The sequence below is a fragment of the Pseudomonas sp. 39004 genome, from assembly GCF_028682155.1.
Classification (GTDB): Bacteria; Pseudomonadota; Gammaproteobacteria; order Pseudomonadales; family Pseudomonadaceae; genus Aquipseudomonas; species Aquipseudomonas capeferrum.
In genome coordinates this window covers 53,836-68,394 of the sequence record NZ_JANIAG010000002.1, presented here as the reverse complement: position 1 = coordinate 68,394, position 14,559 = coordinate 53,836, and the positions used below count along the sequence as shown (strand labels likewise).

Sequence of the window (14,559 nt, the reverse complement as noted above, 5' to 3'; positions counted from 1 at the left end):
GGGCGACGCGATGGGTGCCATCGACGTCGCCACTTATCGCCAGTGATCAGTTGCTGTGTAGCTGGGCAATGGTCAGTTCACGCAAAAGCTCCTTTTCTTCCTGTTCCTTGTCGCTCTGCAAGGCCTGCTGCAAGTTCAGCTCCTGCGCAAGTGAGTAGTCCGTATTGGCCAGTTCGAGTACGCGCAAGCGGAAGCGGGCTTCTATTTCGTCGAAGCGGCCGGCATATTCGGCTCGCATGCGCGTGGTCCAGTCCGCGTTCGACAGCATGTAATCGACGAGTGAATCGCTGTGCTCACTTTTGCGCACTTTTTCCAGCACGCCGGACAGCTCATCAGGTGCCAGGTTCGCGGCGCTTCGAAAACGCATGCTGTCGGCGATGGGCAGGTCAAGCTCTCTGGCCAGTTCGCGACGGTAGGCCAGGCGCACCGAAACCAGGTCACCCGAGCCAGAGCGTTGGTTGGCTAGCATCTCAAGCTGTTCGATACGGAACAGCTGTAACAGGCGCATGCGCAGGGTCTGAAGCGTATCGCCAGCGTCGATCAGCAGGCGCTGCCCCATCAGGTACAACTCGATGTTGTTGAACTCCTGCAACGCACCGTCATGGCAGGTCTGCGAGCCGGTTTCCGGGTCTGGCAATGCGGCAGCGGCAATGCTCTCCATGAGCGCTCGTTCGGCTTCGTTGTTTGCAGCCACGACCAGCATCATGCGTACGCGTTCGCAGAAGCTGGCTCGGGTGTTCGGGTCGACGTACGGCGCGGCGTTGTGCAAACGGCCCGCCAGGCGAAGCAGGTCGCTGCCCTCCAGCGTTTCCCAGCATTCCTGCAATGCTTCGTTCTGTGCCTGGTTGCCAAGCATCCAGTCTTCGAGCCTGGGGTTGTCGTCGCCCAACAGTGGGAAGTGAGGGTGGTCGAGTGAACCTTCGCTCGAAGAATTGACCAGCATCAGGTTGCTTGGAATGTCCAGGGCGAAGGAATAACTGTGCTGGCTCTCCGAGAAGCTGCGTACGCGAAGAATGGTTTCAAGTGGTAAAGGGTTGTCGAACAAGGCAATTGACGAGATCGGCATGGGATTATGCAGGTTCGAGAGGATGTGCTCCGGCACTTCCGTAATGTTGTTGGAGCTCAAGTCCAGCAGATCGAGCGGCAGCAAGGCGTCGCACCAGCTTGGCCAGGCTTGCAGGTTCATGTTGGTCAGCGCGATTGACTGCAGGTTGGCAGAGAGCCGTGCGGGTACCTGGGCGATGTTACCCATGCGGTTTCCTGACAGGTCCAGCGAGTTCAGGTGTTCCAGCCCTGCGAAGATGTTCAGCATGGCCTGGTCGACTTCCAGGCCCATGTTGCGAAACTCCAGGTAAGCGAGCTGCGGGAGGCGCGCCAGTGAAGAGGCCAGCGAGGCAGTGGCTGCCTGGTGTGCATCGATGGTCAACCGGGTGATATTGGGAAAGCGCCTGAGCAGATCATCGAGCTGCGAGGCGCTACCGCGCAAACGTGTCAGGGTCATTGCTTGCACACGCTCGGCGAAAAAGGGGGGGAGCCTGCTGGGAAACTGCGCGATGGCCACGTCTTCGAGCTGCAATCGCAGGTATAGGTGGCGCTGCTCCTGATGCTCCCAGAACTGACGGATCGCTGTTTCGATGCTGTGCCTGTCCGCCAGCGCTTCCTGTGTCAGGGGGTTGCTCGAACTGGATGACAGTGCCCAGCCATCGATCGCGTCGCGCATTTGCTGGCGTTCACTGCGAAGGCGTGCAAGCCTGCCGGTGAGTTCTGGCGGTTCATCCACCGTAATGTTGGCCGTCTCGGGCCGCTCGCTCAACAGCAACCGCTGTAAATGGGTTTCGTTGATGCTGTTGCCCTCGAGTGAGATCGCCGGCGGGTTTAGCAGGGTGTCTGTTTCATTGAGCAAGAATGAGGGCAATGACCTGAGGTTGTTGTTTCTCATGGACAGGTGGGTGATACGCCCGAGGGCATCGCTGCCAATCCCGATGGGCCATTGGGCCATCTGCATGGCGTCCAGCCCCAGGAAGTCCAAGGACAGTTCATGGAAGCTTGGGCTGTTGTTGGGTGCCAGGCGGTTGCCGCTCAGATCCAGGTGCCGTAACTGGCGAAGCCCTGCCAACAGGTTCAGGTCGCTTTCGGAAAGTGCCATGTTCTGGTTGGTCAGCACCAATCTTTGCAGGGCGGGCAAATGCTCGGTGATGGAAGGGATGCTGAACAGGAAGGAAGAGGGTGTTGCCCTGGGGTCGTAAGGCCGGCTGATCTGCAGTGACTCTATGTGCGGCATCTGCCTGAGCAGGCGTTGCAGCAGACGCTCGTTTTGGGCCCAGCCCGCAAGGGTTTCCGAGGGCAAGTCGAACAGACTCAAGCTACGTACGCGTGAGTTGAAAAAATCAGGCAAGGTCTGCGGAACGTCAGCCAGTGGCACACGTTCGATACGCAGTTCGGCCGTGTGCCGGGCATCTTCGTCCAGCGCGGTGTCGTACCAATGCTGCATGATCGAGTCGCGCAGGCTGTCGTACGCACGTGCTTGCTGGTCTGTCGCGGGCGAAATCGCTTCGCTCCAGTCGGTCAGCCTGCTTTGCAGCTCGTTGCGCTGCTCCAGCAGTGTCTGCAGGTGTTCGAGGATCTGCAAGGGTGTACGGCCGCGACTGCCCAGCGACAGCAGAACCTGGTCTACCGACCGGCCAGCACGGGCGGCGAGCCCCGTGGCCTCGACGGCTGCGATCAGGCGCTGGCGGGTGACGCCTTGTGTGGTCGGGCCGCTACCACTGAGCGGATAGCCCAGGCGGCCATCGGCAAGGCGCATGGGCGAACGGTAGCCGGGGCGTACCGGTTGCATGCCCAATAGCGTCCTCACGGTCGAGCGGGGCAGAACGGGGCTTTGCTGTACACGATGCTGCAATGCTTGCTGATCGGCGACATCCAGTTGTGCCATCGCCTCTGGCAGGGCCTCGTACAATGCAGAATAAAGGTTTTGATGGGCCGTGACTTCAGTACTCGGCTGGCCTTCATTGTGGACGATGTAGCCAGAGCTGGCATGGGTGATGGTCTTGTATGGACGAGTGTCCTGCGGGCCTATGGCATGCTCCCGGGCTGGCCAGGACAGGCGCTGGCATAGCTGCAGTTTTGTCTCGGCAGGCCAGCCGGGCAGGCCTTCAAGCGTGTGCACGATCAGCCGGTCGCTATCCCAGCTTCGTACGCTGGACAGGTACAGGCCCTCGTAAGCGCGGGCAAGGCGGATGTGTTGCTGATAGATGCGGACTTCTTCGCCAAGGCGTAGTGGCACCTTACCGGTTTCCAGCACATGCAGTTCGCTACCGCTGGCGCTGCGCGCCAGCTCATCGGTGACCGCAGCCGGCAGGTTCGGGTACACCCGCGAGAGGGCTTCGGCACCCGGCACCTGGCTGCTTGGAAGGCGCGCGTAGGCTCTGGAAAACTCGGCTGGCTGAGTGCTGGCATCCGGCAGTTGGCGGACCGTCTCGTCCAGCTTGAAGCGTTGCATCGTGTCTTCAAGCAAGGCTGGCAGCCGCTGGTTTTCGGCCAGGGCACGGCGCAGCACGTCTTCGTGAGTGTCACTGACAGCAAGAATGCGTTGCAGTGTCGACTCGTCGAAGTGAGTGCTCAAGTGACCGATCCGGCGCAACAGGGTGCTGCCCGACCAACTCAGCGGCGCGTCCGTTACCTGCAACCAGGCACCGGCGCCATTGTGGCGAAGTGGCGGCTGGTAGCGGTGTGGGTTGTCCGGGTGCTGCAGGCGGTACTCTGTCGACGTGGGGGCCTGCGCGACGATGTACTGATTGCCCTCAAGGACCAACCAGCGCCTGCCTTCATGGTGCCGCAGGCCGAGCGCGTCCGGTACAAGGTCGGTGGGCAGCAACTCGGTGCTCTGGTAGGGCGTGAGGTCGCGTTTCCACAGGCGGACCTGGCCATCGGGCGTTTCGACGTCTTCCAGTTCCTCGATAAAGGAGGGGGTTTCTACAGGAATACGTTCGATCTCCGGTTCTTTTGTTTCCGGCTCTTCCACGCCACCGCCTGCTTCGCCTTTTGCCCCTCCCAGCGCTTTGGCCGCCGCGCTGAGGGCTGCCATGATCGCGACGTTTTCGATCACATCGACCAGGTACCCATAGGCTGTATCGCGTTCGTCGTTTTGCCAGGCTTCGATGCCCTCATAAACCTCATGGGCCAGTTGGGTCACACACACGGCAAGCATCACTTCACCCAGCCCAGGCACGAAGAAACCGGCGATGTTCAGGGCCGTCAGTACACGACCCGCAATCAATGCCCTATGGGCCTGAGCGCTACGTCGGTCGACGATTTCGGTCGGGATGGCGTGGAACAGCACATCCGTTTCGTGGCGTTGGGCTTTCTGGAAGGCCATCATGCCCTGGAATGCGTGGCTGAATGGATGTGCGACCGGGTGCAAGGTAGCGTGTGGGTCCGGGGTACGTTCACGCACGCCGCGGATGCTCCAGTCGAGTGGGGTGAGCCGATCCTCGAGGCGGGCGAGTATCGACGCTTTGTCGCGGTCGGCGATGTGTTTGTCCAGGTAGCGGATGTTGGCCTGGAGCCTGTCGCGCAATTCGGCCTGCAAGGCTTCCTGAGTGGCAAACTCCTTCAGCGGTACCGCGTCGTCCTCAGGGATATACAGCGCCACGGCCTGATGCCCTTCAGCTTGCAGGGTAATGAGCACAACGCCGGTCAGTTCGGCCTCCCACAAGTCGAGCAAACTGAACGCCACGGGCGAGGCATTCGAAGGCGCCTGGTCAAGTGGGGCGGCGAGGGCGGCGGTATACAGCGCCTCACTGATATCGCCCTTGAGGCGGGCGAAATGCAGGGATTGCCTGAATGCCGAGACCTCAGCGCGCCCCAGGGTCTCATAAACGGCCAGCGCAGCTTCATCGGCGCTGAGCTGCGAGGTGGCCGGCGGGTAATAGATAGCATGCAGCAGAGCATGGTACTTGCCGCCGATGTCCAGGGTACGGCACAACTCGGCAAAGTCTTCGGCGGTGATAGCCACTGTATTAGTGAGCGGGACGCTGCCCATGAAGCGTCGGTGATCAAGGATGACGGACTTCTTCAGCAGTGCCTCCGGTGCGTCCATGCCGTGCTCGGCAGCGGCGGCCTGGTCGAAATTGTGCAGGGCGCTGTTCAGCAGCGAGCGCGTAGCCTGGTTGATGGTCTTGCGGGCGTCACTGGCATTGGCCGTGTCGATCAGGCGGGCATCGACCAGGTGGGTTTCGAGAACATCCAGGGCGAGCCCGAAGCGCTGCTCGATGGCTTCGGTCAGTGCGTTGATGGCGTAGGTTTGCAGGTCGGGTAGCTGTTCGAACAGCTTCTGTACGTGTGCCTGGTGTTCGCGGTGGCGGGCATGTTCTTGCTGCCAAGCCTTGGCGATTTCTGGTTGCTGGCGGACCGCTGTTGCCAGCCACACTGGGGCTTGATGCCAATTGCGCAGTGCGCGGTGGGTTTCTGGGCGGGTTTGTTTGAGCCACGCAGGGATCTTGCGCTCGAGGGTGGTGTAATGAACGCTGGGCAGTGCCGCGACTGGAGTTGGCATGGTGGGCGCCTTGCTTGATGTGAGGCGAGGGACTATGGCGGGCCGTTATGACCGGCGGGAGGTACATAAGTGTGCCCTGCAAGCGCAGCCGCATCGGCGAGGACGGTGCTCTAAGCGCAATTCAGGTTTATGATGCCAAACGGCAGACTTAATCCTCACACGGAGTGCGCAATGCAGACCCTCTACCCGCAGATCAAACCCTACGCCCGGCACGATCTGGCCGTGGAAGCGCCGCATGTGCTTTATGTCGATGAAAGCGGCTCGCCTGAAGGTCTGCCGGTGGTGTTCATCCACGGCGGCCCGGGTGCCGGTTGCGATGCCCAGAGCCGTTGCTACTTCGACCCCAACCTGTACCGCATCATCACCTTCGACCAGCGTGGCTGTGGCCGCTCCACGCCGCACGCGAGCCTGGAGAACAACACTACCTGGCACCTGGTCGAGGACCTGGAGCGTATCCGCAAGCATCTGGGCATCGACAAGTGGGTGCTGTTTGGTGGTTCGTGGGGGTCGACCCTGGCCCTGGCCTACGCCCAGACCCACCCTGAGCGCGTGCATGGCCTGATCCTGCGCGGCATCTTCCTGTGCCGCCCGCAGGAGATCGAGTGGTTCTACCAGGAAGGCGCCAGCCGCCTGTTCCCCGACTACTGGCAGGACTACATTGCACCGATCCCGCCAGAAGAGCGCGGTGACCTGGTCAAGGCCTTCCACAAGCGCCTGACCGGTAACGACCAGATCGCCCAGATGCACGCCGCCAAGGCCTGGTCCACCTGGGAGGGCCGCACCGCTACGCTGCGCCCCAACCCGCTGGTGGTCGACCGCTTCTCCGAGCCGCAGCGCGCGCTGTCGATTGCCCGCATCGAATGCCACTATTTCATGAACAATGCCTTCCTCAAGCCGGACCAGCTGATCCGCGACATGCCGAAGATCGCCCACCTGCCGGCGGTGATCGTGCATGGCCGCTACGATGTGATCTGCCCGCTGGACAACGCCTGGGCACTGCACCAGGCCTGGCCCAACAGCGAGCTGAAGGTCATTCGCGATGCTGGCCACGCGGCCTCCGAGCCGGGCATCACCGATGCCCTGGTGCGCGCTGCCGAGCAGATGGCCCGTCGCCTGCTCGACCTGCCCCTGGAAGAAGCGTGAGGGGGCTGCTACAGCGTGTGCGTGGCGCACGGGTAGAGGTTGCCGGGGAGGTCGTTGGTGCCATCGACCATGGCCTGTTGGTGCTGGTGGCGGTCGAGCCTGAAGATTCCCGCGAATCGGCCGATAAGCTGCTGCACAAGCTGCTTAACTATCGGGTGTTCAGCGATGAGCAGGGCAAAATGAACCTGTCGCTCAAGGATGTCGGCGGCGGCTTGTTGCTGGTGTCCCAGTTCACGCTGGCGGCAGATACCCGCAACGGCATGCGGCCGAGCTTCTCGACGGCGGCACCGCCGGCCCTCGGCGCCGAGATGTTCGACTATCTTTTAGAGCAGGCGAAGGGCAAGCACGCCGATGTGGCGAGTGGGCGATTCGGCGCGGACATGCAGGTGCATCTGGTCAATGATGGCCCCGTAACATTTATGTTACAAATGTGAGGCTAAAAAACCCCTTGTTTGTAGGAAAACAAGGGGTTTTGTACGATAAATAGTTAGTCCAGCCTGATGCGTTGTCACGCGACCTGCTGGATAATCGCGCGCTGCATGGACCTGCGTTCGCAGGTTCGTTTCACTCTGACTCGAGTATTGTCTGGATCCGTTTGGGGAATCATTGCGCCCTTACGGGGTCCGAACAGTGCTCGCCAACCCGGCATTTGTAGCTGGCCGTTGGTTTCATGATCTGTTTTCGGCGAGGGTTGCTCGTGATTGTTAGTCCCCATAAAGCATCAAGAATCCCCGGCATTCGGCTACGCAAGGCCCTGATGGCCAGCGTGGCACTGGTCGGCCTGATGAGCGCGGGCCAGCTGTGGGCATTCAATCTTGACGATGTTGCAGCCAAGGCAAAGGATCTGGCCGGCCAGAAGTACGAAGCACCGAAGAGCAATCTGCCGGCAGTCTTCCGCGACATGAAGTTCGCCGACTACCAGAAGATTCACTTCCTGCAGGAAAAGGCCGAGTGGGCCAAGGACAAGACCCCCTTCAAGCTGTCCTTCTATCACCAGGGCATGCATTTCGACACCCCGGTGAAAATCAACGAAGTCACCGCCTCCAAGGTCGAGGAAATCAAGTACGACCCGAGCCGTTTCGAGTTCGGTGACGTGCCGCACGACCCGGAAACCACCAAGAACCTGGGCTATGCCGGGTTCCGCGTGCTTTACCCGATCAACAAGGCCGACAAGCAGGACGAGATCATGACCCTGCTTGGCGCCAGCTACTTCCGCGTGGTCGGCAAGGGCCATGTGTATGGCCTGTCGGCCCGTGGCCTGGCCATCGACACCGCGCTGCCGTCGGGTGAAGAGTTCCCGCGGTTCACCGAGTTCTGGGTCGAGAAGCCAAAGCCTGCCGACAAGCACCTGGTGATCTATGCCCTGCTGGACTCGCCGCGCTCCACCGGTGCCTACAAACTGACCCTGCGTCCGGGCAGCGACACCGTGGTCGACGTCAAGTCGCGGGTCTACCTGCGTGACCACGTCAGCCGCTTGGGCATCGCGCCGCTCACCAGCATGTACCTGTTCGGCCCTAACCAGCCGTCCAAGGTCATGAACTTCCGCCCCGCCCTGCACGACTCCGAAGGCCTGTCGATCCATGCCGGCAACGGCGAGTGGCTGTGGCGCCCGCTGAACAACCCGAAACACTTGGCTGTCAGCAACTTCAGCGTCGAAAACCCGCGTGGTTTCGGCCTGATGCAGCGTCATCGCGACTTCAAGGACTACGAAGACCTCGACGACAACTACCAGAAGCGTCCAAGCGCCTGGATCGAGCCCAAGGGCGACTGGGGCAAGGGCACCGTCGACCTGGTTGAAATCCCGACCGCCGACGAGACCAACGACAACATCGTGGCGTTCTGGAGCCCCGAGGCCCTGCCAGAGCCAGGCAAGCCGTTCGAGTACGACTACCGCCTGCACTGGACCATCGACGAGGCCCAGTTCCAGGCCCAGGACCTGGCATCGGTCACCCAGACCCTGCGCTCCACCGGCGACGTCAAACAGTCCAACCTGATTCGTCAGCCTGACGGCAGCGTGGCGTTCATCGTCGACTTCGCTGGCGCCAACCTGGCCGCCCTGCCGGAAGACACCGCAGTACGTAGCCAGATCAGCGTCGGCGACAATGCCGAGGTGGTCGAGAACAACCTGCGCTATAACCCAGAGAGCAAGGGCTGGCGCCTGACCCTGCGGCTGAAGGTCAAGGAAGCCAACAAATCGACGGAAATGCGCGCTGCGCTGGTTCGCGACGTGCCTGTCGAACCCGCCAAGCCTGCGACCAAGGACGCCAAGCAGGACAAGGCCGCTGCCAAGCATGCCAAGGCCGAGAAAAACGCCAAGGCCGAACAACCTGCCGCCGACGCGGCGTCCACCAACGGGACCCCGGCCACCACCGAACAAGTGCTGACCGAGACCTGGAGCTATCAGTTGCCTGCCGATGAGTAACTCAAGCGCAAGGCCGGAATCGCTTGGCGAATACCTGGCCCATCTCCCACTGAGCGATGAGCAGCGCGCGGAACTCGCCAGCTGCACCTCGTTCGGTGAGCTGCACCAACGCCTGGCGGCCAACCCGGCCGCCAACGCCGCCGAGGCCGTGCAGGCTTCGGTGGGCCCGCGGCTGACCGTGGGCAGCGCCGCCGAGCTTGAAGAGGCCGAAATGCTCGGCGTCGACGGCAGCGGTCGGCTGTGCCTGAAAATCGCACCGCCGATCAAGCGCACCCGTGTGGTGCCCGAGCCATGGCGCACCAACGTGCTGATCCGCATGTGGCGGCGCATGACAGGGCGCACCAACGCGCCGCAGCCAGAGCAGCGCGAGCTGCCCAAGGCCCGCTGGCGCACGGTTGGTTCGATCCGCCGCTATATCCTGCTGACCCTGATGATCGGCCAGACCATCGTCGCCGGCTGGTACATGAAGGGCATCCTGCCGTATCAGGGCTGGTCGTTCGTCGACCTCGACGAGATCGTCAACCAGTCGCTGTGGGAAACCGTCGTGCAGGTGTGGCCGTATGCCCTGCAGACCTCCATCCTGATTCTCTTCGGCATCCTGTTCTGTTGGGTGTCGGCGGGCTTCTGGACGGCGCTGATGGGCTTCCTTGAGCTGCTCACCGGGCGCGACAAGTACCGTATTTCCGGCAGCAGTGCCGGCAGCGAGCCGATCGCGCCCGAGGCACGTACCGCGCTGGTCATGCCCATCTGCAACGAAGATGTGCCGCGGGTGTTCGCAGGCCTGAGGGCAACGTTCGAATCGGTAGCCGCCAGCGGCAACCTCGACCGTTTCGACTTCTTCGTGCTCAGCGACACCAACGACACCGACATTGCCGTCGCCGAGCAACAGGCCTGGCTGGACGTGTGCCGCGAAACCAAGGGCTTCGGCCGCATCTTCTACCGCCGCCGTCGGCGTCGGGTGAAGCGCAAGAGCGGCAACCTCGACGACTTCTGCCGTCGCTGGGGCGGCGAGTACAAGTACATGGTCGTGCTCGACGCCGACAGCGTCATGAGCGGCGAGTGCCTGAGCAGCCTGGTGCGCCTGATGGAGGCCAACCCGGACGCCGGCATCATCCAGACCGCGCCCAAGGCCTCGGGCATGGACACCCTGTATGCGCGCATGCAGCAGTTCGCCACCCGTGTGTACGGCCCGCTGTTCACCGCCGGCCTGCACTTCTGGCAGCTGGGCGAGTCGCACTACTGGGGCCACAACGCGATCATCCGCATGAAGCCGTTCATCGAGCACTGCGCCCTGGCGCCGTTGCCGGGCAAGGGCGCCTTCGCCGGTGCCATCCTCTCCCACGACTTCGTCGAAGCCGCGCTGATGCGCCGCGCCGGCTGGGGCGTGTGGATCGCCTACGACCTGCCGGGCAGTTACGAAGAGTTGCCGCCGAACCTGCTCGATGAGCTCAAGCGTGACCGCCGCTGGTGCCACGGCAACCTGATGAACTTCCGCCTGTTCCTGGTCAAGGGCATGCACCCGGTGCACCGTGCGGTGTTCCTCACCGGCGTGATGTCGTATCTGTCGGCACCGTTGTGGTTCTTCTTCCTGGTGCTGTCGACCGCGCTGCTGGCGACCAACACGCTGATGGAGCCGCAGTACTTCATCGAGCCGTACCAGCTTTACCCGCTGTGGCCGCAGTGGCATCCGGAAAAAGCCGTTGCGCTGTTCTCCACCACCATCGTGTTGCTGTTCCTGCCCAAGCTGCTGAGCATCATCCTGATCTGGGCCAAGGGCGCCACCGAGTTCGGCGGGCGTATCAAGGTCACCCTGTCGATGCTGATGGAGATGCTGTTCTCCATGCTGCTCGCGCCGGTACGGATGATCTTCCACACCCGCTTCGTGCTGGCCGCGTTCCTTGGCTGGGCCGCGACCTGGAATTCGCCGCAGCGTGACGACGACTCCACGCCGTGGAGCGAGGCCGTGCGCCGCCATGGCCCGCAGACCCTGCTGGGCTTTGCCTGGGCAGCGCTGGTGGCCTGGCTGAACCCGAGCTTCCTGTGGTGGTTGGCACCGATCGTGGGTTCGCTGGTGCTGTCGATCCCGGTGTCGGTGATCTCCAGCCGCACCCGCCTGGGCCTGGCGGCCAAGGACGAGAAGCTGTTCCTGATTCCTGAGGAATACGCAACGCCGCAGGAGCTGCTGGCGACTGACCAGTACACCCACGAGAACCGCTGGCATGCCCTGCACGACGGTTTTGTGCGGGCAGTGGTCGACCCGCGGCAGAATGCCCTGGCCTGCGCCATGGCGACGGCTCGCCACGGGCAGGCTGCACCCATCGAAACGCTGCGTGCCGAGCGTGTGGCCAAGGCGCTGGAGGTGGGGCCGCAGGGACTGGACCTGAATACCCGCCTGGCCTTGCTGAGCGACCCGGTTGCCTTGGCCCGCCTGCATGATCGGGTCTGGGCCGAGCACAAGGCTGCCTGGATCGATGTATGGCGTGCTTCGATCAACAACGACCCGCATTCGCCGTTGTTGCCGTTGCACCCGGAGAATGAAGGCCAGCCGGCACTCGTCGGCGCCTGATCCATAGCATTCGCGGGGCAAGCCCGCTCCCACTGCGACTTCACAGTTCTTCAATGCTGTGCTGTCCCTGTAGGAGCGGGCTTGCCCCGCGAAGCTTCAGACCGGCCATGCAATTGATTTTGGCCAACAAAGTCCCCCCCGGCGCTAGGTCCCTGAGCCGCCATGCGTTAGCATCCCTCTCCGATAGACGCTTCGGCCAGTACGGCCGTGCCAACAATAAGATTTGCTTCTTTTCTTGCTAGGGGACTTGGTGATGATCAAGAAATACCTTTCGCGACTGCTGGTCGGTGTTACCGCCCTGGTCGCCGTCTCGGCAGCCCAGGCTGGCGCCATCGAAGACGCGGTCAAGCGCGGCACCCTGAAAGTGGGCATGGACCCAACCTACATGCCGTTCCAGATGACCAACAAGCGTGGCGAGATCATCGGCTTCGAGGTCGATATCCTCAAAGCCATGGCCAAGTCCATGGGCGTCAAGCTGGAGACCGTCTCCACCGCCTATGACGGCATCATCCCGGCCCTGCTGACCAACAAGTTCGACATGATCGGCAGCGGCATGACCCTGACCCAGGAACGTAACCTGCGCCTGAACTTCAGCGAACCCTTCATTGTGGTCGGCCAGACCCTGCTGATCCGCAAGGACCTGGCGGGCGAGATCAAGACCTACAAAGACCTGAACAACGAGAAGTACCGCATCACCTCCAAGCTCGGCACCACCGGCGAGATGGTTTCCAAGAAGCTGATCGCCAAAGCCAAGTACCACGGCTATGACAACGAGCAGGAAGCGGTGATGGACGTGGTCAACGGCAAGGCCGACGCCTTCGTCTACGATGCCCCCTACAACGTGGTGGCGGTGGAGAAGGCCGGCGCTGGCAAGCTGCTGTTCCTCGAAGAACCCTTCACCTACGAGCCGCTGGCATTCGGCCTGAAGAAAGGCGACTACGACAGCATCAACTTCATCAACAACTTCCTGCACCAGATCAAGCATGACGGGACCTACGATCGTATCCACGACAAGTGGTTCAAGAACAAGGACTGGCTGAAGGAAATGGAATAAGAAGTAGCTTCAAGCCGCAAGCTGCAAGCTGCAAGAGGAGGTGGGCCAATACGCGGTCTGGTTTTCCTTGCAGCTTGTAGCTTGCGGCTTGCCGCTTTCTGGAGTAACCCCGTGATCAAACACAAGAAAGCCCAGTGGCCCTGGCACGCGCTGACTGCGCTGGTGCTGGTTGGCCTGGCGGTCAGTCTGTATCTGGCCACCTCATTGATGTCCTATGAATGGCGCTGGAACCGCGTCCCTCAGTATTTTGCCTACCAGGCCGAAGACGCCCAGCGTGCCGCCAGCAATGGCACCGTGCAGGACATCGTCATAACCGGTGACACCGCCCGCGTCTCGCTCAAGGGCGAAGACGGCGCCGAGCAGGTGCTCGATGTGGACAGCAACAGCCTGCTGCTGAGCCGTGGCGATGACGTCGCCGAAGGCGACCAGGTCGGTGTGACCCGCCACTGGGCGGCTGGCCCGTTGGCGTGGGGCCTGTGGACCACGCTATGGTTGTCGGTGGTGTCTGGCGCCCTGGGCCTGGTAATCGGCTTGTTTGCGGGCCTGTGCCGGTTGTCGAACAACCCGACCCTGCGCGACTTGTCGACGGTTTACGTCGAACTGGTGCGGGGCACACCGCTGCTGGTACAGATCTTCATCTTCTATTTCTTCATCGGCACCGTGCTCAACCTGTCCCGCGAGTTCGCCGGGGTTGCGGCGCTGGCGCTGTTCACCGGGGCCTATGTGGCCGAGATCGTCCGCGCCGGTGTGCAGTCGATCGCCCGAGGCCAGAACGAGGCGGCCCGCTCGCTGGGCTTGAATGCCAGCCAGTCGATGCGCCATGTGATCCTGCCCCAGGCCTTCAAACGCGTGCTGCCGCCGTTGGCCGGCCAGTTCATCAGCCTGGTCAAGGACACCTCGCTGGTCTCGGTGATCGCCATCACCGAACTGACCAAGAGCGGCCGCGAGGCCATCACCACCTCGTTCTCGACCTTCGAGATCTGGTTCTGCGTGGCAGGCCTGTACCTGCTGATCAACCTGCCGCTGTCGCACCTGGCCAGCCGGCTTGAGCGGAGGCTTGCGCAAAGTGATTGAAGTCCGTGATCTGGTAAAAGTCTTCGACACCCGCGGCCAAGTGGTTCGCGCGGTAGACAATGTCACCACGCGTGTGGCCAAGGCCGAAGTGGTGGTGGTGCTTGGCCCGTCGGGTTCGGGCAAGTCGACCTTCCTGCGCTGCCTCAACGGCCTGGAGCATTTCGACGAAGGCCATGTGGCCATCGACGGCCTGCAACTGGCCGACCCGAAGACCGACATCAACGCCTACCGCCGCGAAGTCGGCATGGTGTTCCAGCATTTCAACCTGTTCCCGCACATGACCGTGCTGGAGAACCTGTGCCTGGCGCAGAAGGTGGTGCGCAAGCGCGGCAAGGCCGAGCGTGAGGCCAAGGCCCGGGCGCTGCTGGAGAAGGTCGGTATCGCGCAGAAGGCCAACGAGTACCCGTCGCGGTTGTCCGGCGGCCAGCAGCAGCGCGTGGCGATTGCCCGTGCCTTGGCCATGGAGCCGAAGGTGATGCTGTTCGACGAGCCGACCTCGGCGCTCGACCCGGAAATGGTCGGCGAAGTGCTGGATGTGATGAAGACCCTGGCCCAGGAAGGCATGACCATGGTCTGCGTTACCCACGAGATGGGCTTTGCCCGGGAAGTGGCTGACCGGGTGCTGTTCTTCGACCATGGCAAGTTGCTGGAAGATGCCTCGCCGGCGCAGTTCTTTGATACGCCGAAGGACCCCCGGGCGCAGGCGTTCTTGCGCCAGGTGCTGTAACCGCTTGGGGGCGCATTGC

The 14,559-nt window shown here is 62.3% G+C and carries 8 protein-coding genes; 7 read left to right on the top strand and 1 reads right to left on the bottom strand.

The window, feature by feature from the left end:
• Positions 1–46: 46 nt before the first annotated feature.
• Complete coding sequence (locus NP534_RS00665; protein ID WP_274097416.1) at positions 47–5,554, bottom strand: dermonecrotic toxin domain-containing protein; 5,508 nt, start codon at positions 5,552–5,554, stop codon at positions 47–49.
• A 171-nt stretch (positions 5,555–5,725) separates the two neighbouring features.
• Between NP534_RS00665 and pip the strand changes: the two genes are divergently transcribed.
• From pip to NP534_RS00630, 7 genes are all read left to right on the top strand, one after another.
• On the top strand, positions 5,726–6,697 hold the full coding sequence (pip, locus tag NP534_RS00660; RefSeq protein WP_033701946.1) for a prolyl aminopeptidase: 972 nt from the start codon (positions 5,726–5,728) through the stop codon (positions 6,695–6,697).
• On the top strand, positions 6,694–7,131 hold the full coding sequence (dtd, locus tag NP534_RS00655) for a D-aminoacyl-tRNA deacylase (protein ID WP_274097415.1): 438 nt from the start codon (positions 6,694–6,696) through the stop codon (positions 7,129–7,131). Before pip ends, dtd begins: the two co-directional genes overlap by 4 nt.
• Before the next feature lie 263 nt (positions 7,132–7,394).
• A complete protein-coding gene (locus NP534_RS00650) occupies positions 7,395–9,119 on the top strand; it encodes a glucan biosynthesis protein G (protein ID WP_274097414.1) in 1,725 nt (574 codons plus the stop codon).
• The gene (mdoH, locus tag NP534_RS00645) at positions 9,112–11,685 is read left to right on the top strand and encodes a glucans biosynthesis glucosyltransferase MdoH (protein ID WP_274097413.1); all 2,574 of its coding nucleotides are present in this window, start codon (positions 9,112–9,114) and stop codon (positions 11,683–11,685) included. Before NP534_RS00650 ends, mdoH begins: the two co-directional genes overlap by 8 nt.
• Before the next feature lie 256 nt (positions 11,686–11,941).
• The gene (locus NP534_RS00640) at positions 11,942–12,739 is read left to right on the top strand and encodes a transporter substrate-binding domain-containing protein (RefSeq protein WP_033702583.1); all 798 of its coding nucleotides are present in this window, start codon (positions 11,942–11,944) and stop codon (positions 12,737–12,739) included.
• A 111-nt stretch (positions 12,740–12,850) separates the two neighbouring features.
• Positions 12,851–13,813, top strand: a complete 963-nt coding sequence (locus NP534_RS00635; RefSeq protein WP_274097412.1) for an amino acid ABC transporter permease — start codon at positions 12,851–12,853, stop codon at positions 13,811–13,813.
• Positions 13,806–14,540 (top strand): amino acid ABC transporter ATP-binding protein, encoded by a 735-nt coding sequence (locus NP534_RS00630; protein WP_033702582.1) that lies wholly within the window; start codon positions 13,806–13,808, stop codon positions 14,538–14,540. The genes NP534_RS00635 and NP534_RS00630 overlap by 8 nt, the downstream gene beginning before the upstream one ends.
• Positions 14,541–14,559 lie beyond the last annotated feature (19 nt).

Excerpts from the sequence above, each read along its gene's own strand:
- pip (WP_033701946.1), top strand. The coding sequence starts at position 5,726 with ATGCAGACCCTCTACCCGCAGATCAAACCCTACGCCCGGCACGATCTG.
- mdoH (WP_274097413.1), top strand. The coding sequence starts at position 9,112 with ATGAGTAACTCAAGCGCAAGGCCGGAATCGCTTGGCGAATACCTGGCC.
- NP534_RS00665 (WP_274097416.1), bottom strand. The coding sequence starts at position 5,554 with ATGCCAACTCCAGTCGCGGCACTGCCCAGCGTTCATTACACCACCCTC.